Below are 25,431 nucleotides of genomic sequence, written 5' to 3'. Positions count from 1 at the left end.
CTCCCCGTTTAGAATTCTAGAGCAGAAATTCGCTGAGCACAAAATTGCTTACGTCCATTCCCCATTCGGTCAGTGATATCCGGACGCCCTCGCGTTTTAAGAGGCCGTTGGCAATAAGCCTCTCTATTACAGGGCCGTATATGCTTTCTATTTTGACTCCGAACATGGATACGAAGTCTATCTCTGATACGCCTCTTGTCATGCGCAGACCCAGAAACATAAATTCCTCCATCTGGGCTTCCCTGGTCAGTTCCTCCACCGGGCCTCTGAGAGAGGACAGGGCTGAGGCTCCACCTTCTTGGGAAAAATCCAGGTGCAGATAGGTATCTAAATCCCGTTCATTGGAGAAACGGGTCCCGTTCATGCAGGATGAGGAGCCAAGTCCCAGTCCCAGATAGGAAACTCCCCTCCAATAGCCTGTGTTGTGCAGGCACTCCCTGCCCGGCTTGGCGTAATTGGATATCTCATAACGGCCGTATCCCTGTTCCTCCAGATATGTCCTGGTAAAATGATATATGCGGTTCTCTGTCTCCTCATCCGGAAGGGGGGGATAAAGAGCCGCTCTTTTTCTGGGGACGGTATTTGACTCCAGGCGGCCGCCCCGGGGATGCAGAAAGCAGACATCGTCTGTTTTAAGACCAGTCTCCTCCCCTTCCCTCTTTCCGTAGCGGTCCCAGAAAGGGGTTCCCTCCTCCACAATGAGACTGTATGCGGATATATGCTCCGGCTTCAGCATAGTCACCTTTTTAAGGGTATTCTTCCAGCTCTCCAGTGTCTGGCCCGGAATGCTGCTCATCAAATCCACATTTACGTTGGTGAACCCGGCCATGCGGGCGCACTGGTAACTCTTCAGGAATTCCTCAAAGGTATGAATCCGCCCCAGGTCCTTAAGCTCCTGGTTGTCCGCAGACTGAAGGCCAATGCTCAGCCGGTTGATTCCCGCCGCACGGTAGATGTGAAGCTTATTCTGAAGCAGGGTGCCGGGATTGACCTCAATGGTAATCTCCGCCTCTGCTGCTATATCAAAATTTTTGTTCAGGGCCTGCATGATGTCCCGGATAAGACACGGTTCCATAACAGAAGGAGTGCCTCCTCCTATGAACACGGTCTTGACCTGGTATTCACGGCAGCAGGCACCCTGGACTTCTATTTCCCTTATTAGTTGTTCGGTATAAGCCTCCTGGACAGACGCCAGCGCCCTGAAGGACAGGAAATCGCAGTAAAGACATTTCCTGGCGCAAAAGGGCACATGGACATACAGCTCCAGGGGCTTCCTCTGTAAGCTTGTCATGTTATGATTTATCCCACCTATTTATTCGTCATCCAGCTTCAGCACACTCATAAATGCCTTCTGCGGAATCTCTACATTTCCAATCTGGCGCATGCGCTTCTTGCCTTCCTTCTGCTTTTCCAGCAGCTTTCTCTTACGGCTGATATCACCGCCATAGCATTTGGCCAGCACGTCCTTGCGCACGGCCTTCACTGTCTCCCTGGCAATAATCTTGCCGCCGATGGCTGCCTGAATCGGTATCTCAAACAGATGCCTTGGAATCTCGTCCTTCAGCTTCTCACACATCTTTCTGCCCCGTTCATAAGCAGAATCGGCATGTACGATGAAGGAAAGGGCATCCACCTCTTCACGGTTCACCAGGATGTCCAGCTTCACCAGGCTGGAGCGCTCATATCCCTTGAGCTCGTAGTCAAAGGAAGCATATCCTCTGGAGCGGGACTTGAGGGCGTCAAAGAAATCATAGATGATTTCATTTAGGGGCAGTTCGTATTTCAGAAGGGCGCGGGTGGTCTCGATGTATTCCATGCCCAGATAATTGCCTCTGCGCTCCTGGCAGAGTGTCATAATTGAACCTACGAATTCTGTGGTTACCATGATTTCCGCACTGACAATCGGCTCCTCCATGTACTCGATTTCCGTGGGGTCCGGAAGGTTGGAGGGATTGGTCAATTCCATCATCTCACCCGTGGTTTTGTGCACCCGGTATACAACGCCCGGGGCCGTGGTCACCAGGTCCAGGTTGTACTCGCGCTCCAGACGCTCTTCTATGATTTCCAGGTGCAGAAGCCCCAGAAAACCGCAGCGGAATCCAAAGCCCAGGGCAATGGATGTCTCCGGCTCGTAAAACAGGGAGGCGTCATTGAGCTGAAGCTTTTCCAGCGCATCCCTTAAATCATTGTACTTGGCCCCGTCCGCCGGATAGAGGCCGCAGTATACCATGGGCGTAACCTTCTTGTAACCCGGAAGGGGTGAGGCGCAGGGGTTGTCCCTGGACGTAACGGTATCGCCCACGCGTGTATCACCCACATTTTTGATGCTGGCAGTGATATAGCCTACCATGCCGGCGCTCAGTTCTTCACATGGAATAAACTGGCCTGCGCCGAAATACCCCACCTCCACCACATCCTCCTCAGAACCCGTGGCCATCATGCGGATGGGGGTTCCCCTTCTCACGGTTCCCTCCATGATGCGGCAGAAAATGATGACTCCCTTGTAGGAATCATAGGTGGAGTCAAAGATAAGGGCCTTTAAGGGTGCCTCAGGGTCGCCTTTTGGAGCTGGTATCTTATGGACAATGGCTTCCAGCACTTCTTCTATATTAACCCCTGTTTTCGCTGAAATGTGAGGGGCGTCGCCGGCATCCAGACCAATGACATCCTCAATTTCCGCTGCCACCCGCTCCGGCTCCGCGCTGGGAAGGTCGATTTTATTGATGACCGGAAACACATCCAGGTCATGGTCCAGGGCAAGGTATACGTTGGCCAGGGTCTGGGCCTCAATTCCCTGGGAGGCATCCACCACCAGTATGGCGCCGTCGCAGGCTGCCAGGCTTCGTGATACCTCGTAGTTAAAATCCACGTGTCCTGGGGTGTCTATCAGATTGAAAATGTACTCATTTCCATCCTGGGCCTTATATACGGTACGGACTGCCTGGGACTTAATGGTGATTCCCCGCTCCCGCTCCAGGTCCATATTATCCAGAACCTGCTCCTGCATCTCACGGCTGGTGAGAAGCCCTGTTTTCTCAATAATACGGTCAGCCAGGGTGGACTTGCCGTGGTCAATGTGTGCTATGATGCAAAAATTGCGAATTTTACTCTGGTCAACTGTTGGCATGCTTTATCCTCTTTCTGTGGTATTTCTTCACTGGAAACGTGCGTGTATCCCTATGGCAGACGCTTCCTTTGCTTACTGAATTATACTATCTTTTCTATTTCCTTGCAACACCATATCCAAAAGTTCTGACAGGGGCTCCATGGCGTTTAATGCCTCCTGGTACGTGTTTGTCTGGGCTCCCACCTCAATCAGGCTGGACTTGGGACGCAGGTGCTCATTGTAGCGCAGTCCCTTAAGGTATATCTTGCGGGTGAAGCCGGGATAATAGGCAGCGGCTCCCAGCTGCATCTGAAGACTGAAGGCCAGGTTATCCTCCCGGTAGGGATTTTGCAGATACTCTATGGGGCCCTCCGGCGTCTGGCTCAGACCGTTGAAGAACATAATCTGCGCCGTATCCCGGCCGTCCACCTGGGTAACCAGGTGCAGGTTCTCCCCCACCCCATCCCTGTGGATATCCAGCACCACTTCAATGGAGGGATTCTTCTGCAGTATGCCTGTAATGCCGTCCAGGGCGTAATTATATGCCTTGCTCCGGTCCAGCTGGCCGTTTTTCAGGTCATAAACCGATTTGTCGTGGTATACATTGTATCCCTTGGCCTCCAGAAGCCGGGTCAGGTAATCCCCCACTCCCACCACGGTCTGTCCCGGACCTGAATCCTTATAGGCTTCCTGGGAATGGGTGTGGTATATAAGTATCTGGGGTTTGGAGTCATCGCCCTTCATGGTCATGTCCCGGCCCAGCAGGTCCTTTGCATTCATAAGGTCGCGGCCCGCTGTAGTAGAAGTATGGATGCTGTAAAAATGTTTTATAAGAAAATCGTAATCCATCAGCTGTTCCAACACATATGTACTGCCGGTAATGGGACGCTCCAGAGTTCCTGTGATGGCCTCCAGGGACTGGTTTGCACCCTGGAGTCCGGCTGCACCCATACCGCCTGTTCCGGCGGCCAAATCCCGGCCCTGGGCACCGTCTGCCCCTGAGGCTCCTGTTCCTGAAACGCCTGCTCCGGCAGGGCCAGCTGTGCCTGTGCCCGGACCATATCCCATCCCTGCTTCTCCTGAAGCCAGGATGCCAGATTCCTCCGGGGTCTGCTGGCCGGATTCTTCATTGCCGTACCAGGCGAGATACTGGTGTTCTTCATAAAATGTTTTTACTGCATTGTATTTGCGGTAAGCAGGGTCAGGGTCATTGGTTCCCTGCCTGCTTCCCCAGGCATCTGACCACAGGCCTGATTCCCTGGCATTATCCGCCGGATGGGCCTGGCTCCAGATGGCTTCCACCATCCACTGCCCTCCTGCGCATATCATATCCCTGTAATCATTTTTTGTTATGCTTGCGGCGGCCCGGCTTACATACCGGCCGCACAAAAGCAAGAGCAACATAAGGACCGTGCCGGCCAGAAACCGGCGTACGAGCCGGTCCACGCCTCCACGTCTTATTCTCATCAATTCATTCACCTGTCATCATACTATTATTATGATATGCAGGGATGTGAAGGATATTGCTTGTTTCGTAAAACCCCCTATGGAAAAACAGCCTGGTGTATGCCCTCGGATATAGTATAGCTCAGCTGCTTCACAGACTGGTCAATGTCCGGCGGCGTGACGTAAAGAGGACCAAATTCCGGTTCCAGCAGTTCCCGTATAAGCTGATACTGGCCATCCGGGTCCATTTCCTCAATCCAGCTGCCGGTTCCCCTGGTACCCTCGTTCTCTGCCAGCACTCCCACAAGGGCGGACACTGTGTCGTGTACTATGGCGGCGGCTCCCACTACGGTGGGCACCCCAATGGCCATTACCGGCACGCCCAGGCTCTCCCTGGTCAGGCTGTGGCGGTGATTCCCAACCCCGGAACCGGGATGGATTCCCGTATCCGTAAGCTGGATGGTAGTCCCCAGACGCCGCACGCTTCTGGCCGCCAGAGCATCAATGGCAATAATCAGGTCCGGATGGGTTTCATGTATGATTCCCTTTAATATCTCCGCAGTTTCCATGCCGGTCTGCGCCATGACACCGGGCGCTATGCCGCTGACAGCGGGAAGCTTCCTGTCCCTCAGGAATGTATTTCCGTACTGTCCGTCCAGATGTCTCGTCACCTGCAGGTTATCCAGTACCCTTGGACCCAGGGAATCCGGGGTGACGGAGTCATTTCCCAGTCCCACCACCAGGACCGAAGGCAAATCCTCCTCCCTGTACCCAATCATTTCCGTCATAAGCCTGCGTATCTGGTGGGCCAGTTCTTCCGATATCTCACTGTGGTAATCCTCGTCCGCCTTGGACAGACGGTCCGCCTCCAGGGTCAGGTAGGTTCCTCTGGGTTTTCCCATTGATTTGGCCCCCTGCTCATTCAGTATCTTTACTTCGGTCAGCTTAAGGCCGCTCTTTTGATGATGCCATTCCTTCAGCCGGACGCCGGATACGTCCCCGCCTTCCCCCATGGAACTCTCCCGCTGTTCCAGCGCCAGGTCCGTCCTCACCTGGAACGTACCTGCCGCGGCTTCATTGACAGCATTGACAGCTGCATTTTCCTCCATATTCATCCACCTCTCATATCATTCTCCTATCAGTTTCTGCGATTATGGCCGGAAATATGTATGTGTGAAGCAATTCAGCCATGCCAAATCCCACATGCCAAATTTCTTCAAATTTTAGCCAAATATGACTTGACATTCCGGGTCAGATTAGCTAGAATACAATAGTATGTTTACATTGAACTGTCCGTGTCCAGGCTTTGATGGAAAACACAAAGATAATAATATTAAAGAACGGAGGTGTATTTCATTGGCTAACATTAAATCTGCAAAGAAGAGAATCTTAGTAAACGAGACTAAGGCTGCAAGAAACAAGGCGATTAGATCCAAGGTTAAAACTGCAATCAAGAAGGTTGACGCTGCTGTTGCTTCTGGGGACAAGGCTGCTGCCCAGGCTGCACTGCTGGCTGCTACTACCGAGATTGACAAGGCTGCCACCAAGGGAGTATATCATAAGAATAATGCTTCCCGCAAGGTATCCCGTTTATCCAAGGCTGTTAATTCCATCGCTTAATTCATAGAGATATTCACTGTTAAGGAATTTCAGACACTCTTCCTTCCGGACCAACCCACCGGAAGGTTTTTTTATGCCCTGAATATGCTCCTTAGCCATGTAACCCATTTTACATGGTGCATAAAATGCTGATTCCGGCCCATACTATCATTGAGGTGATAGATATGGCATCCTATGTTTCCCCGAAAATTCGGGACAAATTCGAAACCCTTTCCGTCGACCTGAAAAACTGCATCCTGGAGCGAAATGTGCACCTGGAGACATTGCAGGACCTGATTAAGGTTCTGGATGAAATCGTGAAAGAGGGCAGCTGACAGCAGTCAAAGGAGGCAGAATCATGAATCATACCATGAATCAGGATACGGCAGAAAACGCAGAAAACAGGGACTGTTCCAACGATACAGACCATGTGAGGAAAGACAAGGGCTCTTATGCAGAGCCCCTGCCTGAATCGTTCAGGCCGCGCCGTGACGGCCCCGGCGGAGAATAGGGCTTTTAAAAAAATCCCAGACAGATAAGCGTTTTCCTGCTTTCCCTGTCTGGGATTTTTCGGTCTACTTCCAACTCTGATGTTGTAAGCTATCTGACGTACTTAATATAGGTGAGCGCAGCCTCCAGACATCCCTCCACGCCGGCCAGTCCGCTGTTAAGGCAGATATCGTATGCATCCATATCTCCCCACTGTGTGGTGGAATAATATTCATGGTAAGCCTTGCGCTTCTTGTCCACTGCCAGGATGCTGGCCTTGGCCTCTTCTCTGGAAAGCCCGGGATTCAGGGACATGATACGTCTGATACGGTTTTCCATATCCGAAAATACAAAGATGTTGATGGCATCCGGAAGTATGGCATCTGCACAGCGCCCCACAATGACACAGGGACCTTTCTCATTCAGGTTACGGATGACGGTTGCCTGAGCCGCGTAGATTCGCTGGGTCATGGCAATCTGGTAGTCCGGCGGGACCTGCCGCGGTGAATAATTATCTAAATCCGGGTCCACTTCATCGTTGGCCTCCAATACGGAAGTCTCAATATTCCCTTCCTTTGCAATCATGGCAATCAATTCCTTATCATAAAAAGGAATACCCAGCCTTTGAGCCAGCTTCTCGCCAATCTCCCGTCCCCCGCTTCCGTACTCGCGGCTGATTGTAATCGCTCTGTTCATAACCATACCTCCTCATATCCCATTTTCATATTCTATGTCAGCAACCGGCTGCGGTCCTTACATATTCTCCTCATCGTAGCGGGCCCTGATACCGCCGATAAACTTAGGTCTGGTCCTGGCACATACCACATGGGCGCTTCCAATCTCCTTTGTCTTAATCCGTACAGGAACTGCCACATCCCTCATATGCATGCCAATGAGGGTATCGCCGATGTCAATCCCCGCATGGGCCCTTATGTGCTCCACTGCCACAGGATGTTCCAGGGTTGCATAAGCAGCTGTGGCAAAAGAGCCGCCGGCCTTTAACTGGGGGACCACATTTACCGGCTCATAGCCATAAGCACGGGCGGCCTCTGCCTCCAGAATCAGGGCACGGTTTAAGTGTTCGCAGCACTGGGCGGCCAGGTAAATCCCCCTGGGCTTCAGCTCCTGGTAAAGAGCCGTATACACGGCCATCCCTATCTCTGCGCTTGAGTGGGACCCAATCTTAAAGCTGTCTATCTCGCTGGACGAACAGCCCACCACCAGAATCTGTCCCGGCTTCAGACGGGCGGCCTCCATAAGCTCCTCCAGCACCTGCCTGGCCTGGTTTTTCAAATCTTCCAGTTCAATTGTCTCCATCATATCCATCGCCTTCGTTCCTCTTATTTTTATTCATATTTGTTTGCTATAAGCAGTTCCACTGCCAGCCGGTCCTGCAGCTTACCGGTCTTAACGCCTTCCTCGGCATCCACGCAGAGATTCACATACGACATGATTTGTTCCTTGGAAAATGTCTTGGCCTGCAGCATAATCTTCCCCACCACAAAGGGCTGAAGCTTAAGCCTGGACGCTATGGTGCTTTTATCCATCCCCTTTCCCATCAGGTCCCTGACCTGGAGGATTTGATTAAACTGCCTTGCTATCAGAAACAGGATGCGCATGGGCGGTTCCTTCAGTGTCAGAAGGTCCTCATAAAGGTCCATGGCCTTGCGGGTCTGACGTGCCGCTATGGCTGTTATCATGTCAAATATCTTATTGGTTACCTGGGTGGTACAGATGGTCTCCACGTCCTCATCTGTGATGACATCCCGGCCAAGGGTATAGCTTATAAGCTTTTCCAGCTCCGAGCTGATGTTCTCCATGTCATCCCCAGCCTTGCTAAGAAAGAATTCCATGGTCCGGCCGGTAATCTTCTTACCGTTTTTAGACAGGATGCCTGCAGCCCATCTGGCAAGCTGGGCCGGTTCCTGGTGGCTCAGCTCCGCAGCATAGCCGTATTTCTTCACTGCCTTATATAGTCTGCTCCTCTTGTCCACTTCCGATTCCACAAATACAAGACAGGTGGATTCAGGGATTCCTCCCATATACTCAGTCAGCTCGTCCGCTCCTGCCCCGCCCTTAAAGAATCCGCTGTCCTCCATAAGTATAAGCCGCTTCTCCGCAAAAAAAGGCATGGTGTCCGCAAGGCCGATGATTTCATTCACATTCATCCCTTTGCCTTCAAAATAATTGTAATTCATAGTATCACCGTCGGTAAGGGCTTCTCTCAGACGGCTCTTATAGCTTTTCTTTAAGAAGGCCTCTTCACCGAACAGAAGGTATACAGGCTTAAATGTCCGGTCTTTTATGTCCTGGTTCAATGTCTGCATGTAAAGGTCGTCCTTCCATATTCCGTCAATTAGCTGATGTTTTCCAATTTCAGTATAGCACAGTGCCGGGGGCTTTGTCACTAGGGCGTGATTGAAAAGTGATTGAAAAGTGCATCTTATGAGTGGAGTTGTCAAACTCTTTTTATGGGATGTCTGATTACGGTTTTCATTTTCTCCGGACTGCACTTTCTTGGGTCAGACAGATAGATTTCGTGATGCAGCCTGCCATCTTCCATATCATTCACATACCCATTCCGGGTAAGGTACTCGTCCATAAGTGCCACTGTTTCAGGCTCTCTGTCATAAGAACCTATGTGCATCATTTGCACGCACAGTCCTTCGTTCACAGTCAGAAACACGGCGCTGTAACAGTCCGTTTTTTTCTTCTTTGCGGCGGCAGCCACAGCCCATTCAAAGTCCTGCGCTGTGATGGATTGCCTTTTCCACGAATTGCAATGTAATTCATCTTTGGAACATTTACAATTTGCGGCTTATTTTTAGGGATATAAAGCTCTTTATATTCCTTTTTGAAGTCAAATGCCATATTTCTCTGCTCCCTTACAAATTTAAATTTTTACCCCGCCGGCTGGGATTTATGTTCCGCCATAATAACAATGTTGAAACACTTAGCGAAATCACCTAAAAGACAAAACCGCACCTTATTTCAAGCCCGCACTTATTTCAGGCCAGCCAGGGCATCCATACGGGTCCGGATATCATGGCGCACTTCAGATTCCCGCAGCTCCAGCAGCAGCTGATGCAGGTCCGGATAACATTTCCCAAGGGAACATCCTTTGTCCTTCACCCACTCTTCCAGTACGGTCAGCGCCATATTCCGGTTATTGACTACAGGCGCCTTCAATGCGGTTTGAATCAGCCTCACACCCATCCCGGGACGGTTTTTCAGATGCTGTATCATATAGACCAAAATCCTGTAGTCCGTAAAGGCCTCTCCTAATCCCATCTCATCCGCGCTCCCGGCGGCCATTTCATCCAATGGAAGTTTTTCCTCAAACAGGTGGATTAGCCTGCCGGCATATTCCTCCTCAGACATGAGCAGGTCTATATAATGGTAATTTCGTTGGAAGTCCTCATTGATTGCAGCCATAGCGTAAGGTGCGCAGTCCAGGCCCAGCTGCTTTGCCAGCCGCAGACTTTCCCCGCGCTCCATATCCCTTTGCAGAACCAGCATGCAGCCCCTGCTTTTTAACAAACGCTCCGCTGCCAGGACTACAGGCTCCATTTTATTGTCCCTGGCATAGTCCAGAATCTGGGCAGCCACTGCGTATTCTGCTGCCGTCAAATCAAATCGGCCGCTTTGGCGCAGGAAGGATATCAGAACCTGCTCCGGATTATCGCATGCAGAGATTCCCCTGACCGGACCCTCGTCTAACAGCCCGGACATCAGCCCTGACATGGAGATGTACTGTTCCCTGGTCATCTCTTCTTCCAGCAGCTGGGCGCAACGTGCCTTTTGAAAACATTCCAATGCAGAGTAGGCCGGAAGGACTGTGTTATCCCATCCCTCAGACAGAATCCACCTTTCCATCTCTTCGTCCACCGGGGTAAGCCGCTCCACCGCATGGATTCTTCCCCATCCTCTCACCTTCCTGGCAGCTTGATAAATCTCCAGCTCCGGATTATCCCATGACTGCATAAGGAATAGGGCGAAAATCGTGAATTCGTCGGAACAGGCTAACTCACGTACTGCTTGCTTAATCTCCTCATTTCCATTTGTATTAAACAATTCCAGCAAAGCCATGCCAAACTTTACTTCCTCCCGGTGAGTGCCGCCCAGCATCAAATCCCTGCCCAGCTGATAGAGCTTACCAGCTGCAAGTTCTTCCTGATGCCCAATGATGTATTGCTGAATCTCGTCAATAGCGCCAATCATGCAGCCTGTCTCACAGAATCTTCTCACCAGCTCCCGGGCCCCGCCTGCGTCATCCCGGTTTGCGGCACATACAGCCTGTTCCAGCAATTCCACGCCTTGTGCACTGTTGGACGTATGAAAAATCGCTATCCCGTCCATGGCACCATCCGCAAAGTGAATCTTTTCTGCATTGGGCTTCGGCAGGCTGAAGCCCTTCGGAAGCATTCCCTCCGATGTCAATGCGCGGTGGATTAACTCATACAATGACTCCATCTGTTTATTCCTCCTCCATTCAATACCATGACACCAGTATAGCATGACTTCTGCCCTTTTTACTCCTCAAAATCTTTTTTCTGTAGCTTTTTGGCTATCTGGATTGTATTATCAATGAAAGGGTGGTGAGAGGATGGAAAAGGACAAGGAGGATTTTCAACTGGCCATGATTGAACGCTATTCAGATATGGTATACCGGTTAGCTTATTCCTTGGTAAAACAAAAGTTTGACGCGGACGACATACATCAGGAGGTATTCATCCGTTATCTGCGGAAAAAGCCAATATTTCAAAACCAGGAGAATGAAAAAGCCTGGTTCCTGCGTGTCACAATCAATTGCTGCAAAAATCATTGGAAATCGGCCTGGATGAGAAAAATCACCGGGTTGGGACCGGAGGATTCCGGCACTGTGTTCGAACTGGAGGAACGGGACCTGACAGTTATTGAGGCAGTGAAAAAGCTTCCGGAAAAATATAGGATTGTGGTGCATCTATTTTACTATGAGGATATGTCCGTGGATGACATCAGCAACACAATTGGCGTAAAGCCTTCCACGGTACGGACCCGGCTTACCAGGGCAAGGGATATGCTGAGAAGGAGGTTGGAGGAAAGATGATGTTTCGTGAAGATTATAAAAATGCATATGATAAAATCAGGCCTAACCAAAACAGTGTGGACTGTATCCTGTCCGGAGCAGGAAGAAAGTGCCGTAACAGACGCTTCATATGGAAAACTGCCATTACAGCAGTTTGCTGTATCTGTATCTGGAATGTCCTTCCTGTCTGCGCTGCCAATATTCCGGGATTTTATAAGGTGATTGAATCCATTTCTCCCGGAATGTCCGATTTGTTTTTACCGGTACAAAAGCAGAGCACCAGCCAGGGAATCATCCTGCAGGTGGAGGCCGTGAATCTGGTGGAAAACCGGGCAGAAATTCTTCTGTCTTTAAAAAATGCAGAAGGATTTGACCGGATGCAGGGAAAAGCTGATTTATTTGACAGCTATGGTTTAAAGAGTTATGGGGCTGACAGCAGTCTGGCTGGGTGCAGCTTTATCCAGTACAATGAGGCGGAGGAAAAGGCATATTACTTGTTATCTGTACAGGCAAATGATGCATTTGACCGTAACAAGCTGACATTCTATGTGCACAGCCTGTTGTGCGGCATCACTCAGGAAGAACGTGACATTGGCATGGACCGCTTACAGAATCACGGGGAGACTAAAAGCGTTTTTGTGTCGGGAAGCGGGGGCAGCTCTCAGGCCATTTCCCCGCATTTAGATGTGCTGGACGGAAAAAAGGAGCCGGATGATCCACGCAGGACGTTCCAGGTGCTTTCGTCAGAGGGACCGGACAGTTGTAATCCGGATGACTTTACAGTCACTGGGCTGGTGTATGAGGATGATATTTTACGGCTGCAAATTTGCATGGGAGATAATACAAAGGCAGACAGGCATGTACAGCCATTTCTTGTGGATGGTCAGGGCAGGGAACGCCATGAAGATTACTCCGTGAGCTGGAAGGAGGAAACCGGGAATTCCAGATACACATATTATGAGTTTTGGTTTGTGGGTCCTTTTAATCAGCTGGAGGATTATAGGCTGTACGGTATATTCCATAACTCAGGTGAGCTAATTGAAGGTGATTGGACAGTTACATTCCGGCTGGAATCATAAGCTGTCAATGGATATTCTAGTTATGCCCGCCTTATGGCGGGCTTAACTACATCCATCCGAACTCAGGTATGCTCCGGTGACGGAGTATAAACCGATTTCCGCCCATCAACCTCCATCAATACGGAACAGGCCGGCAGTTCCTTTTCCCCGAACCGGACCGGCTTATCGCTGAAATTAGCCACTGCCCGCAGATTCTCCCCATATTCTGTCATTTGTACCAGGCCGTCCTCTGTCAGGTATTGGAAGTCCGTCATTTCCCTCGCAGCCGCTTTTTGGCTGAAGCCGGACCATACGGTGGTATGGCGGACCAAATCGTCTTTGTACTCCTTCCATTGTTCCCCGTCCAGATGATACAGGGGCGGAACATCATACAGAACTTCCCGGACCATGCGCTGCCCGGTAAGTCCCTGAATCTTAAACGTAGACCAGTCCCAATGATAACTGGTGATAACCGAATCATGATAGACCAGCCTGAACAGCGGGACATCATATCCCGGATTTGCAAACAATGTATAATACTTGTCCTTTATAGGAATCCGTTTGGAAAAATGTTCCGCTACCCCGCCCTTGGGATTGTAGTATCTTCCAATATAAAACTCACTGTCCCTGTTATTCTTCATGTCTTCATCCATCCATGAAAAGCTCTGCATCTCGATTCCATGGGCAAATGCAATGGTGGATGCCGCAAAGTCGTTGCCGCCCTCCGAACCAATCACCATCCGGAACTGATTCCGGATATAAGCCATCCGCTCCAGACGGGCCTCCATGTCCTGCCGCTGCGTCGTTATATGCTCCGGTGTATAATCATCATATATTTCCCCGGTGGCATCACAGTCTATGAACCAGGAATTAAAGGGCAGATTATGCTTCATAATCCCCTGCATCCGTTCCTTTACTGCCGTGAGCGACAATGTGGGGTTGAGTTTACGTCCCACTCCCTGGAACCCCTTCACGCTGTTTCCATCTTTGTCAGTGACTGTGGCCTTTTCATAGAGAGACGCATCATCAAACCGGGCTGTAATCCACTGTTCCTGTCCCGGTTCATGTATTGAGTGATAGGAATCATAGCTGCCAATCAGATAACCGGCATCTGCCGCCGCCTTTACAAGCTCTGGCTTTGCATAGGCCTGTTCCCAGCTGTTAAGCCCAATCCAGGCCCGGCCGATACCTGCTTCCTGTAATTCCTCCACGAATCCAACCGTATCCCCATGCATCCAGCGGTCCGGGTCTTTGAATACCAGCGGCAGATTAGCAGCAAGCATTTGTTTATTGGCCTGAATACGCTCAGAGTCGTTTAAGCTTCCATACCCCCTTCCAAATAGACATCCAGCTTGGGCGTTGTTTCGGTAAACACGGATGGATTGTAAAAATCAGGCTGCACCAGCATATGGCTCAGATAATTGCAGATTACATTTTTCTGGTATTCCGCCACATAATCCTGCGAACCAATCTCCTGAAGTGCCGACAGGTACTCTGCCGTTCCCCCGTCCCTGGGCTGCCGCTCCCCAAACACCCTGGTATACTCAATAACCGGGGTGTCAAACGACTCCCTGAACGCCTTCCAGTCCACGTCCTCCGGCGAGATTACACGTTCCCCCCACAGATAGATAAAGGGCGCGCCAAAAAGCTTCCCGATATCCGGATTATCGTCTGCTTTCTGCTCCAGTGTAACAAATGTCCCCTTCTCCTGCACATATCTCCGGTATATTTCAGCCACACTTACAGGGTTATTTTCCGTCAGATAAATGCGAAACCGTTTTGTCTTTTCCTTCTCAATCGCCGGGTATTCATAACGGACATCAAAGGCCAGGTCCGGCTGTGTCTGAAATTCCAGCATGGTATGGAATGGATTTTCCATGATAAATAACACTGCATAATCCCCGTGAACCTCTGCCCAAAACGGCATGGACAGTTTCTCCATCACGGGAAATTCCTGCCCCTCCAGATATTCTTTCCAGACCGGGTCATCCGCCGGAACCCGTTTGCCCTCTCCAAAGGGAAGGTAATAGCTGTCTGCCAAAACCCCGGGCCATGAAAACCCGTTGTCCTGAGCTGTCAGGGAAGTGATGGATACGCTCAGATAGTCTTCTGCCTGTTTTACGGAAACAGATACCTCATCCCCGGGATACTCCCACGTAATCCTATCCCCATCCGTTTTATATTGTTCCACAGTTCGTTTCTTGTCCGCTGCATTTACCTGCACCGTCCCATTCTCCGTGTGCAGGTAAATGGAAAAACTTTCCGGATTGATTTCAGGGTCAAACCCAATCCCATGTACCGGTTCCGGCACATCCTGTCCCTGTTGGCGTTCCTGTATGTCTGTCCTGCGTTTACCGTCACCCGGGCTGCTGACCGTGCATCCGGTCAGCACAAGGGCCATCAACAGACTGCTGCAGCGGAATAAAATATGGTTTCGCTTCATCTTTGCTCTCCTTTTCTGTCAAATCATTCTGACGCCAATCACTATACATCCATGATGTGACATTCATTTGACAAAAATAGAAAATCAAAAAATGATGGCAAACCAGATTATACCATCCCGCACTTCACAGACAGCCGTATATCCGCACCGGTCCGCAATCCGCTTCACAATCGCAAGACCCAGTCCGGTCCCTGCCAGGGACTGGTTGCGCGAAGAATCGCCTACATAAAACGGTTCCCAGATTCGGTCCGTGTCCAATCCTTCCTGCTGAATCTGATTGGTTATGGTGAACCGGCAGACAGAACCATTTTTCTGGAGGCAAATATCAATCACGCCGCAAGAAGCATACTTAACCGCATTGGACAGAAGATTGGAAAATATGGTGCTGACCAGACCTGCATTTCCCATAATCGTCAGTCCCTGCTGGATGGAGGTATGGATTTCCAGGTGAGAATCCGCGGACATATTCCGCCGTTCCATCACCGCGCGGTGCGCCTCTATCTCCTCCGCCAGAAGCCGGTCAAGCTCCACTGTTTCACTGGGATATTCCTTTTGTCCAATCCGCGACAGGGCAAGGAGCCGTTCCGCCAGCTGTGACATCCGGTGATTCTGGCGGATAATCGTATCCAGAAAGGTTCCGTCATCCAGGCCGTCCCTGATTCCGGCAGCATACATTCCTACCAGAGAGATGGGGGTTTTCAAATCATGGGCCACATTATCCAAAAGTTCTTCCATCTGCCGGTTTTTATCCAGCAGCATATTCTGATACTGTTCCAGGCTGCTGCTCATCCGGTTCATACTGTCCGCCACCGACTCCAGCTCATCGCCGGTGCGTATATCAAGCAGCTCATGACATGTATGGGAGGATATATCTTCGGAAAACTTCTCCATCTGTTTCAAAGGATTGGTAATATGGCGCACAAGTATATACATAAGAACCGCTGCCAGCAGAGAGGATGCAATACACAGAATGACCAGAAAATAGTTAACAATTCCCACGGCTTCGCCTGTGTCAGGTACAATGGCCGCAATGGCAAACATACCGTTTTCCGTCGGAATGTATTCTGCCAGAATACCATAATTCAGCTTATCCTGCCGGTAAAGACGCAGCTTGTTTCCATGTTCCAGGGCTGATTCAAAATCCTTCTCCCAGAGCCAGAACCTTTGAAAGCCCAGCCCCTTTTGCCGGAACTTTTCCCGAAGTTCACTGCTTAAGGCTTCGCTGTCCAAATCTCCCTGCGGCGTATGATTCGGCCTGCTGTCAACCGCACGTTCCGAATATACAATCAAAACTTTTTCTTCCGCCTCCAACCGTTCAATTACTGTTTCGGGAGACATTCCCTCCGACAAATACCGTTCCAGCTGCTCTCCAACACCGCGCAGGTAACGCGACTGTCTGTGCAGATAATACCGCTCAACAACAGCCGAGTTCACCGCAAGGGCAAGAATCAGCGTAAATGCCATGATTCCAACAATCCCGCATGTAAACTTTTTCCATAACCGGTTCATCCATTTACCCATTCTGTTCCCCCATCACATATCCAATCCCAATGCGTGTCCTGATATAATCCTCCCCTATTTTCTTTCTCAGTCTGCGAATATGGGTGTCCACAGTACGGATATCCCCCTCAAAGTCCATCCCCCAGATATTATTAAGCAGCTGTTCCCTGGTCAGTATCATTCTCTGATTCCTTAAAAAAAAGCAAAGCAGCCCAAACTCGATTCGGGTGAGGACAAGTGGACTGTCCCCCTTTTTTGCTTCAAATGTATTCTGATTCAGGGAAATGTCCCTAAACCGCAGGACCCCTTCCAGATTGCACAGCTTTTTAATCCGAAGCAGAAGAATCTGTATATCAAAGGGCTTTCGCATGTAGTCATCCGCACCGCAGGACAGACCTGTAATCTCATGTTTATTTTCCCCTTTTGCCGTCAGCATCAGAATCTTAACCGGAATATTCAGGTCCCGGATTTGACGGCAGGTCTCAATACCATCCTGAACCGGCATCATCCAATCAAGGAGAACCAGGTCCGCACCATGTTTTGCCAGGTATTGGACCGCAGCCTGCCCGTCTGATACGGTATCCACATCATAGCCTTCTTTTTTGAGATAGAGGGCAAGTATTTTCTGCATATCAGGGTCATCTTCAGCAATCAATATATTCATAAATCCCTCCTGTCACATCAACAAACGCAGCGTCACCGGGCAATGCCCGCATTGACGGTGCCGGTATCATTTTTTGTACGCTTCGTTCCATCCGGCCAAGTCCGGTGTATTCCTTAATTTGAATGAAACAAAATGGAGCTACTGCCCCTTCACTGAATTCTCTGCTATTTTGTAACAGCTCCTTATCATGCATCACAGATAAAATCTATAGAAGGATTCAATATGTGGAGACATCAGCTTTAGGAGGACAACGGCTAAAACCATCAAAACAGCTCCGATTCCCAGGAAAACCGGGCCTATATATCGTTCAGCAGCTGTCCTGCGGTCAGCAAACCTAACTTCATCCGGTTTCTCCGGATTGTAATAAATACTGTAAAACTCATTTAAGGGAAAGGGTGTGGGGAATCCATCACGGCAGACCATCTGTTTTTGTTCGCCCTCAACATAGTATTCCAAAACCGGCTGATAGGTGGGAATAGAGAGGTCGCTGGTCTGCTCCTGTTTCGTATCCATAAGGCTCTTTATATTTCCAATTACCTTCGCAGTAGTCATAACCGTACATACATCCTTAATGTGCCGCGTCTGATGCATATATCCAATACCCATAACAAGGAGAATTAGGAAAGCGACCGACTTTACTGCATCTGGCTCCTCCTTCAATACCCCAAAGAAAAACGCTGACAATAAAAGCCATGCGGCAAAGACTCCGATTGTACGCCAATACCTCTTAAAAAGTCCATTTAGCATCCCCATTTTCTCCTTCCCTATTTCCTTATCCCCCTCAAGAGCCTTCAATATATGTTACACCGCGGCTCAATTTGGTTCGTTACTAAACATGGTTTCCTTCCGTTACAGTTATTGTAATGGATATTACTGACGTATTATATCACAAAAAATAATCACATCCACTAAATTTTGTTTACAGAACAATCATGCCCGCCTTGATGATAACCGGCTGTTTGCTATTGGCCATTGACTCTGGCGGGTTTTATCTTTTCAAAACGGAGGTGGACGGAAACACAGGAAAAATGCAAGAGTCACACAAAAATGATGATTGACAGATAAACTGAAAGTGGCTTATAATAAAGGTACAAAAAGGCAGTTCACTCCAGTGAGTGGCTTCCAAGTTAATAGCTTAATTAAAAATAGTCACTATTGCTTTGGGAGGCGGGTGACTATTTTTTTGTACCTATAATCATAACGATAACTACCCCAAACGCAATCATCAATTAAAGCGTCTCATATGTACTCATGTTATACCACCCCCTTTCGGAGATGGAAGTCACCCAGCAGCAGGAACTGCCTGTATAAAGTATATTAAATGATAAACCGGATGTAAAGGATGATATTAAAAATCTCTCCCTTGTCCATTCTTTGAATCTATAGTAAACCTTGCCTATCAAATTAAAATGGAGATACAAGTATGACCAACCAAAACAAAGGCACCATCAATATCCTTTTCGTTTGTTACGGTAATATTTCTCGAGGCATTCCAATAGGATTGAATATATGGACTGAAAAATGCAAGAGAAGAAGAGAAGAGCTAAAAAATCATGATTGACAGATGAACTGAAATCGGTTTATAATAAAGGTACAAAAAGGCAGTTCACTCCAGTGAGCGGCTTCCAAAGAATAATAACTTAAAAAATAGTCACATTTGCTTTGGTAGGCGGGTGACTATTTTTTTGTACCTATAATCATAACGATAACTACCCCAAACGCAATCATCAATGAAAGTGTCTCATATGTACTCATGTTATACCACCCCCCTTCGGAGATGGAAGCCACCCAGCAGTAGGAACTGCCTACATAAAGTATATAAAATGGTAAACCGGATGTAAAGGGTGCAATCAGAAAAATCTCCCCTGTCTATTTCGGCCTTGTTCATTCTGTGAATTTATAGTAAACTTTACCTATCAAATTCAAATGGAGATACAAGTATGACCAACCAAAACAAAGGCACCATCAATATCCTTTTCGTCTGCCATGGCAACATCTGCCGCAGCCCCATGGCCCTCTACTACTTCCGCAGCCTTCTAAAAGAAAAAAGCCTGTCCGGAGTAATTCAGGCGGATTCTGCTGCTACGTCCACCGAAGAAATCGGTAATCCAGTACACCACGGAACCCGCGCTAAGTTAAAGCAGGCCGGCATCCCCTGCGACGGACACCGTGCAAGGCAGATGACCAGGGCAGACTATAAAACATTTGATTATCTGATTGGCATGGACAGCTGGAATATCCGCAATATGCAGCGAATTGCCGGCGGAGACCCTGACCACAAGATTTTTAAGCTGATGGATTTTTGTGGTACCGGAGGAGATGTTGCCGACCCATGGTACACCGGTGACTTTGACGCAACCTGGTCCGACGTGACGGAAGGCTGTGCTGTGCTGCTGGATTATATATTAGAGCGGATTTAAATAACGCCTCCCGTCACCGGGAATACCCGCGCCTCACTGACAGCCTATACCAGTGCCCCATTTGTCTCTATGACACGGCGGTACCAGTGAAAGCTGTCTTTTTTAATACGCTTAAAGCTGCCCGTTTCCTGCTCATTTCTGTCTACATACAAAAAACCATACCGTTTTCTAAATCCTTCATGTGAACTCAGCAAATCCATAAAGGACCAGGGCGAGTATCCCATCAGCTCCACTCCATCGTCCATGGCCTGTCTGCAAGCCTGGATATGTCTTCGCAGATAGTCAATCCTGTAGCTGTCATGCACTTTACCATCTTCCGTAAGAAAATCCGCTGCCCCCAGACCATTTTCTGTTATGAGAAGCGGAAGCCGGTACTTCTGGTAATAACGGTTTAGCACTATCCTGAGGCCCATGGGGTCAATCTGCGCTCCATACTCTGTAGAAATCAAATGAGGATTTTTCACATGGCGGAAGTATCCATATTGGTCAAAATCCACCTCATTGCCGGGAAAACACCGTTCTCCTGCCGGATGCATCTCATCTGCCGGAAGATACCTGACGCAAAGCGTCCTGTAATAATTAAGTGCAATGTAATCAGGGGCGCCCCAATTCAGTATCACCTTATCGCCCTCTTCAGCAGCCGGCTTTATATTCCTTTCTTCAAGGTACCGGCTGTAATATCCCGGATATTCTCCGTATTGATGCATGTCCAGACAGTATTCCGCCTTAAACCAGTCATTGTTCACCGCTGCCCATACATCCTCAGGACGGGAAGTCTCAGGATAGGTACAGCAGGAGGACAGGGCCGGGCCTATTTTCCCTCCCGGAACCAGCTCATGACATGCCTTTACAGCCAGAGCATGAGCCAGGAACATGTGATAATCCATCTGGGCCCTGAGCCGGTCTGCCTCCCATTTATCTGCCGTATCAATATTCATCCTCTCATCCACCCGGACCATCAGATTCTGTTCGTTGTGGACCTGCCAGTATTTCACCCTGTCCCCAAAAGCCCTGAAGCATATCCTGGCATACCGTTCAAAAGCCATGACGCAGCGCCTGGATTCCCAGCCATTGTATTTTTCCACCAGCCCATAGGGCAGGTCAAAATGGTACAGGGTCACAAAAGGCTGAATCCCTTTTGACAGCAGGCTGTCAATGATTCCATGATAAAAATTAATCCCTTCCTCATTGACAGCCCCATCGCCATCCGGTATGATTCTGGCCCATGCAATGGAAAACCGGTACATTTTAAGTCCAAGCTCTGCCATTAAGTCAATATCCTCCTTCCAGTGATGATAGAAATCACTGGCGACCTTGGTATCTGCCTGTATATGGGAGCGTTTAAAGGAATTAAAGTCCGCCACTGTCATTCCCTTTCCGCCCAGATTCCATCCTCCCTCAATCTGAAATGCAGAGGATGAGGCCCCCCACAAAAAACCATCCGGAAATTCTGTATTTATCTGATTCATCCTTTTTCCTCCTCAACTTAAATCCTGCCGGATGAAGCTGCTAATCCAAGTCCTCAAAGCCCAGCAGAAATGTCATAAAGGCAGCCCCGAAAAATGAGATGCAAATACCCGCCAGATAGAATAGAAATTTTCTAATTCCAAAAGCAGCATAGGTTGCCAGCGTAAGGATGCCGTTATTTGCAAATGCATCCCCATATACTCCTCCTGCCCCCATGACAGCACCTCCCACGGCTCCGCAGATAACCGCATATACCATAGGGCGCTTAAGGCGCAGATTGCATCCATAGATAGCCGGCTCTGTTATGCCGCAGACAGAGGCTGTTACGGAAGCTGATGCCGCCACTGCCTTCAGTCCGTGGTTCCTGGTTCTCATCATAACACCCAGGGCAGCACCTCCCTGAGAAAAATTCGCAGCACCTGCAAATGCAAGTAAATTCTGCTGGCCGTGCAGGGCCACATCCTGGATGCCAATGGGGACCAAAGCCCTGTGCGCCCCAAACACAACAAATACACACCACATGCCTCCTATAAAGCCGCCGCATAAAACAGGGCTTATATCCATCAGTCCTGTATAGATAACATGTATCATATTTCCCAGATATATTCCCACCGGCCCAAAAACCAGAAATACCGCAGGAACCATGACAAAAAGAGAAATTCCGGGCACTAAGATGATTTTCAGTACCTCCGGTACCACCCGCTCCAGAAACCGCTGCACATAGGCCAGGATGAACACGCCTATTATGATGGGAATGACCGAAGATGTGTAATTGGCTCTGGTCAGCGCCGCACCGAACATCCGGACTTCTTCCTCTCCTGTCATAAGATTCAGAATTGTGGGATAACACATGGTTCCCCCTAGAGCCATTGCCACAAATTCATTGGCTCCGAATACGTTTGCACTGGTATAGGCCAGGATAACCGGCATAAAATAGAAAATTGCATCCGTGGCAGCCAGAAAGATTACATAGGTATGGTTCCCCGTAATATCAATGCCCTGATTTGACGCCAGCATCCTGGCTATGGTTAAAAATCCTTTTAAAAGTCCGGATGCTGCTATGGCAGGTACCATAGGTGTAAACATGGAGGAGACAGACATGATGATTCTGTTTCCCCAGCCAGGTTCGTGTGATTTATTCTCACTATATCCCCTGTCTGTATGCCGGACCGGACCGGCCTCTTCTTCTGATTTTTGTTCTGTACCTGTCATTTCCTTCAGCAGGTCATACACCCTGCCCACCTTTGTTCCCATGACAACCTGAAATTGACCGTTGCTTTCCGCAACCGCAATCACGCCTTCCACCCGTTCTATCTCACTGCGTTCTGCTTTTTTCCGGTCTTTCAGCACAAACCTGAGCCTGGTAAAACAGTGTGTCATTTCTTCGATATTCTCCGCCCCGCCTATATGAGATAAAATCTCATTAGCTGTTTTTTGATAATTCATCCCTGCTCCTTCCAAGATTTCATACTCGTTTCCATATTTATAATATGGCTGTCAGGAGTGTATTTCATCCAGCTATCTTGTATCCGCCAAACGTGTATACCATGCACCTCATCAGATATATGTTTCTGATTGTCTTAACAGTGCTATTGATGAGATTTTTCCTCTAAAAATGTATGGACTTTCAGCGATATACCGTCTGTTTCAAGTGTTATGGCCCCTCTTTTCCCGGTTTCCAGAATCGTAATCCCCTGTTCCTCTAAACGCCCCATTGCTTCAGGAGACGGATGTCCGTAAGAATTTCCTCTTCCATAGGAAACAACTGCCAACTGAACCCTCAATTGTTTCAGAAACATTTCTGATGAAGATGACCGGGAACCATGATGGGCTGTTTTTAATATCCTAACATGATTCAGATGTATATTCTGAACATTCCCTTCCTGTTCTGCCAGCCTGACAAGTCTGCGTTCCTGCTCCTCTCCCATGTCACCGGTAAACAGCATATGAAATCCCTTATAGTCTCCGCACAGGACCAGTGAATGGCTGTTGCGGTCATTTCCCCTGAAATCTTCACCAGCATACAGACAAGTGAGCGTCAGTTCATCTGCTTTCACACAGTCTGCGGATTTCATATAAACCACATCCGTTCCTTTCCTGCGGGCCAATGCTGCCAGATTCTCATATACCTCCTCCCCCTTTCCCATAACCGGAAGTATCAGTGTGCCTATACCTATGTCCTTTGATTCCTCCATCAGATACATCAGACCGTTTATGTGGTCACTGTCTCCATGACTTACCACAGCATAGTCAATCCCTGCAATTCCCCTGCTTTTTAAATAGGGCTCCAGAACAGTATTTCCCAGCTTTTTCTGGCTGCTGCTTCCCCCGTCTATCAGGACCGTCTTCCTCCCGGTCCGAAGCAGCAGCCCATCTCCCTGTCCCACGTCCAGACAGACAACCTCCAGACCATTGGCAGGACCCGGGAGCAGTGCCAGGAAACTGATGGCATACAAAGCAAAAAAGCACGCCAGGAGCATTGTTTTCCGGCGGACCGCAGATGCCAATCCTTTTAAGCCGGCATGGGAGGCGTTTTCCTCCGGTTCAGATATAACTCCATTTTTAATCCATCCCCTGATTCCAAACAGCATAACAGCCGTTCCCATCCCGTATATCCCAAAATACATTCCCAGCTGCGCCGGCGACGGGCGTCCCAGTACCAGGCTATATCCGTGAAACCGTTCCACCACCCTGCACAGCAGCTCGTAAAACCTTAAAATATAATGTCCGGCCCCCACTGCTGCCATACCACCCTGAATCCAGAAGCTTCCCACAGCAATCCCCAGAATACCGGAATACATTAATACAGAAACAAGCGGTATAACCAGCAGATTTAAAAAAATACCATAAAGGGGATGTTGAAAATAGTGATACAGCACAATGGGAGTCAGCAGGATTTGTACACACAGGCTTATAAGAAGCGTCTTTTCCCATGCACGTTCCAATCGAAGGAACGACTGCATCCATCCCCCTAATCCGCTGATTGCCAGAACCGCCCCAAAGGACAGTTCAAACCCGCTGTGGTACAGCAGATAGGGCTCTCTGTACAGGAGAATTAAGGCTGCCAGCCCCAATGCCGACAAGGTATCGTAGCTTCTTCCTTTGACAGCTGCCAGCCATAGACACAAAGTCATGATAACCGCTCTCACAGCGGAACCGGAGCTTCCCGTCATAATTCCATAGCTGACAACCAGTACAGCCGATATCATCCCGGCCCTGCCATAGCCGGCTCCTGTTCGCCGGATTACCAGGTATATCCCGCCGCCGATAATAGCCAGATGCTGCCCGCTGACAGCCAGAAGATGGGAAATTCCGTTGCGCTGATACATCTCCCGCATCTCCGGATTCATATCAGACGTATCGCCCAGAAGCACAGCCTTAAAAACCGCCGCGTCTTCCGGCACACATATCTTATCAAGGATTCCGGCACACCACTTTCTGAATCCTGTTATTCCCTTATAATATGGAATTTCCTCTCCTCCCGTCACGGTCAGGTTCTCGCCGTACACCCTGCAGGCAGTTCCCTTTGTGCGGTAATAGGTCCTGAAATCAAATTCTCCCGGATTTCTCGGTCCCTCCACCGGCGTTATTTTCCCCCTCACCTGAACGCGCTGGCCAACCGCCAGGATTGCTCCCAAGCCAGACTCATCCTTCTCTTTCGTTTCCCCCCTCTCTTTCGCCCCATCCCTCTCTTTTACCTCATCTTCCGCATACACCATAATCCTTCTAAATTCCGCAGTTTTCTTCCCCGCCTCAGCTGTCACGCCTTCCAACGTAAGGGTAATTGTTTCATTCTTTTGTTCAATTTTCTTAATCTGTCCCTTTACCAGTACCCGCCCATTGGCCATGGCCCGGGCACCGGACTCTTCAATGTCCAGAATTTCTTTTTCCTGCCGCCCTCTGGCCAGGCCCGCAGACGCCCCAGCCAGAATACATACCAAAAAGAGCAGAAGCACCTTATGTTTACGGTTACTTCTGCCCTGCATCTTTTTCTTGGAAACAGGGAGACACAAAATGTCTCTTCCCATTTCCAACAGCCATAGGACTCCTGCTGCGGCTGCAAACAGCCGCGCCAGAATCCCTATGTCCACCGCTGTATTAACCTGCAGGGCCAGCACCTCTCCAAGTACGTAACCTGCTGCCAGTATAACTAGCGGTCTCTTCATATTCG

Annotated in this window: 23 protein-coding genes and 1 pseudogene; 6 read left to right on the top strand and 18 right to left on the bottom strand. The window is 49.2% G+C overall.

Features of this window, described 5'->3' with window-relative positions; all coding sequences use genetic code 11:
- Positions 1-16: 16 nt before the first annotated feature.
- From I2H39_RS08330 to gpr, 4 genes are all read right to left on the bottom strand, one after another.
- Complete coding sequence (locus I2H39_RS08330) at positions 17-1,291, bottom strand: coproporphyrinogen-III oxidase family protein (protein WP_138310021.1); 1,275 nt, start codon at positions 1,289-1,291, stop codon at positions 17-19.
- A 21-nt stretch (positions 1,292-1,312) separates the two neighbouring features.
- Complete coding sequence (gene lepA, locus I2H39_RS08325; protein ID WP_195626232.1) at positions 1,313-3,127, bottom strand: translation elongation factor 4; 1,815 nt, start codon at positions 3,125-3,127, stop codon at positions 1,313-1,315.
- A 72-nt stretch (positions 3,128-3,199) separates the two neighbouring features.
- On the bottom strand, positions 3,200-4,573 hold the full coding sequence (locus tag I2H39_RS08320; protein WP_195626231.1) for a stage II sporulation protein P: 1,374 nt from the start codon (positions 4,571-4,573) through the stop codon (positions 3,200-3,202).
- Positions 4,574-4,650: 77 nt separating this feature from the next.
- Positions 4,651-5,661, bottom strand: a complete 1,011-nt coding sequence (gene gpr / locus I2H39_RS08315) for a GPR endopeptidase (protein WP_138310018.1) — start codon at positions 5,659-5,661, stop codon at positions 4,651-4,653.
- A gap of 247 nt (positions 5,662-5,908) precedes the next feature.
- On the opposite strand from gpr, the gene rpsT reads away from it, so the two are divergent.
- The 3 genes from rpsT (at position 5,909) to I2H39_RS08300 (ending at position 6,662) form a co-directional block, all read left to right on the top strand.
- Positions 5,909-6,172: a 30S ribosomal protein S20 gene (gene rpsT, locus I2H39_RS08310; RefSeq protein ID WP_138310017.1), complete on the top strand. Its 264-nt coding sequence runs from the start codon at positions 5,909-5,911 to the stop codon at positions 6,170-6,172.
- A 113-nt stretch (positions 6,173-6,285) separates the two neighbouring features.
- On the top strand, positions 6,286-6,486 hold the full coding sequence (locus tag I2H39_RS08305; RefSeq protein WP_330640836.1) for a hypothetical protein: 201 nt from the start codon (positions 6,286-6,288) through the stop codon (positions 6,484-6,486).
- A gap of 23 nt (positions 6,487-6,509) precedes the next feature.
- Positions 6,510-6,662, top strand: a complete 153-nt coding sequence (locus I2H39_RS08300; RefSeq protein ID WP_171042679.1) for a hypothetical protein — start codon at positions 6,510-6,512, stop codon at positions 6,660-6,662.
- A gap of 89 nt (positions 6,663-6,751) precedes the next feature.
- On the opposite strand, the gene I2H39_RS08295 is transcribed toward I2H39_RS08300, so the two are convergent.
- The 5 genes and pseudogenes from I2H39_RS08295 to I2H39_RS08275 form a co-directional block, all read right to left on the bottom strand.
- Positions 6,752-7,336 (bottom strand): cytidylate kinase-like family protein, encoded by a 585-nt coding sequence (locus I2H39_RS08295; protein WP_138310016.1) that lies wholly within the window; start codon positions 7,334-7,336, stop codon positions 6,752-6,754.
- A 57-nt stretch (positions 7,337-7,393) separates the two neighbouring features.
- Positions 7,394-7,966, bottom strand: a complete 573-nt coding sequence (locus I2H39_RS08290; protein WP_138310015.1) for a TIGR01440 family protein — start codon at positions 7,964-7,966, stop codon at positions 7,394-7,396.
- Positions 7,967-7,986: 20 nt separating this feature from the next.
- A complete protein-coding gene (gene holA, locus I2H39_RS08285) occupies positions 7,987-8,967 on the bottom strand; it encodes a DNA polymerase III subunit delta (RefSeq protein ID WP_138310014.1) in 981 nt (326 codons plus the stop codon).
- 131 nt (positions 8,968-9,098) lie between these two features.
- Positions 9,099-9,511, bottom strand: a pseudogene (locus tag I2H39_RS08280) (GyrI-like domain-containing protein).
- Positions 9,512-9,643: 132 nt separating this feature from the next.
- Positions 9,644-11,113: a hypothetical protein gene (locus I2H39_RS08275; protein WP_195626230.1), complete on the bottom strand. Its 1,470-nt coding sequence runs from the start codon at positions 11,111-11,113 to the stop codon at positions 9,644-9,646.
- Between the two features lie 133 nt (positions 11,114-11,246).
- Between I2H39_RS08275 and I2H39_RS08270 the strand changes: the two genes are divergently transcribed.
- On the top strand, positions 11,247-11,729 hold the full coding sequence (locus tag I2H39_RS08270; protein WP_138310012.1) for a sigma-70 family RNA polymerase sigma factor: 483 nt from the start codon (positions 11,247-11,249) through the stop codon (positions 11,727-11,729).
- Positions 11,726-12,787, top strand: a complete 1,062-nt coding sequence (locus tag I2H39_RS08265) for a DUF4179 domain-containing protein (RefSeq protein WP_138310011.1) — start codon at positions 11,726-11,728, stop codon at positions 12,785-12,787. The genes I2H39_RS08270 and I2H39_RS08265 overlap by 4 nt, the downstream gene beginning before the upstream one ends.
- A gap of 62 nt (positions 12,788-12,849) precedes the next feature.
- Here I2H39_RS08265 and I2H39_RS29145 read toward each other — a convergent pair whose 3' ends face one another.
- The 6 genes from I2H39_RS29145 to I2H39_RS29135 form a co-directional block, all read right to left on the bottom strand.
- Positions 12,850-14,049, bottom strand: coding sequence for a glycoside hydrolase (locus I2H39_RS29145; RefSeq protein WP_227146966.1), 1,200 nt, complete (start codon positions 14,047-14,049; stop codon positions 12,850-12,852).
- A 32-nt stretch (positions 14,050-14,081) separates the two neighbouring features.
- Entirely contained in the window at positions 14,082-15,209 is a 1,128-nt protein-coding gene (locus I2H39_RS29140; protein ID WP_227146962.1) for a hypothetical protein, read from the bottom strand.
- 84 nt (positions 15,210-15,293) lie between these two features.
- Entirely contained in the window at positions 15,294-16,730 is a 1,437-nt protein-coding gene (locus I2H39_RS08255; protein WP_227146959.1) for a HAMP domain-containing sensor histidine kinase, read from the bottom strand.
- Complete coding sequence (locus I2H39_RS08250; RefSeq protein ID WP_138310010.1) at positions 16,723-17,373, bottom strand: response regulator transcription factor; 651 nt, start codon at positions 17,371-17,373, stop codon at positions 16,723-16,725. The genes I2H39_RS08255 and I2H39_RS08250 overlap by 8 nt, the downstream gene beginning before the upstream one ends.
- 192 nt (positions 17,374-17,565) lie before the next feature.
- Positions 17,566-18,168, bottom strand: a complete 603-nt coding sequence (locus I2H39_RS08245; RefSeq protein WP_138310009.1) for a DUF3592 domain-containing protein — start codon at positions 18,166-18,168, stop codon at positions 17,566-17,568.
- An 882-nt stretch (positions 18,169-19,050) separates the two neighbouring features.
- On the bottom strand, positions 19,051-19,128 hold the full coding sequence (locus tag I2H39_RS29135) for a putative holin-like toxin (protein ID WP_227146972.1): 78 nt from the start codon (positions 19,126-19,128) through the stop codon (positions 19,051-19,053).
- 185 nt (positions 19,129-19,313) lie between these two features.
- Between I2H39_RS29135 and I2H39_RS08240 the strand changes: the two genes are divergently transcribed.
- On the top strand, positions 19,314-19,793 hold the full coding sequence (locus I2H39_RS08240; protein WP_195626229.1) for a low molecular weight protein-tyrosine-phosphatase: 480 nt from the start codon (positions 19,314-19,316) through the stop codon (positions 19,791-19,793).
- 44 nt (positions 19,794-19,837) lie between these two features.
- On the opposite strand, the gene I2H39_RS08235 is transcribed toward I2H39_RS08240, so the two are convergent.
- The 3 genes from I2H39_RS08235 to I2H39_RS08225 form a co-directional block, all read right to left on the bottom strand.
- On the bottom strand, positions 19,838-21,253 hold the full coding sequence (locus tag I2H39_RS08235) for a glycoside hydrolase family 1 protein (protein WP_347708575.1): 1,416 nt from the start codon (positions 21,251-21,253) through the stop codon (positions 19,838-19,840).
- A gap of 49 nt (positions 21,254-21,302) precedes the next feature.
- Positions 21,303-22,706, bottom strand: a complete 1,404-nt coding sequence (locus tag I2H39_RS08230) for a PTS transporter subunit EIIC (RefSeq protein WP_195626227.1) — start codon at positions 22,704-22,706, stop codon at positions 21,303-21,305.
- Positions 22,707-22,849: 143 nt separating this feature from the next.
- Positions 22,850-25,426, bottom strand: coding sequence for a DNA internalization-related competence protein ComEC/Rec2 (locus I2H39_RS08225; RefSeq protein ID WP_195626226.1), 2,577 nt, complete (start codon positions 25,424-25,426; stop codon positions 22,850-22,852).
- Positions 25,427-25,431 lie beyond the last annotated feature (5 nt).

Origin of the sequence: Clostridium sp. 1001283B150225_161107_B6, from assembly GCF_015556325.1 — a bacterium.
Classification (GTDB): Bacteria; Bacillota; Clostridia; order Lachnospirales; family Lachnospiraceae; genus Enterocloster.
This window is presented reverse-complemented; position numbering and strand designations above follow the sequence as displayed.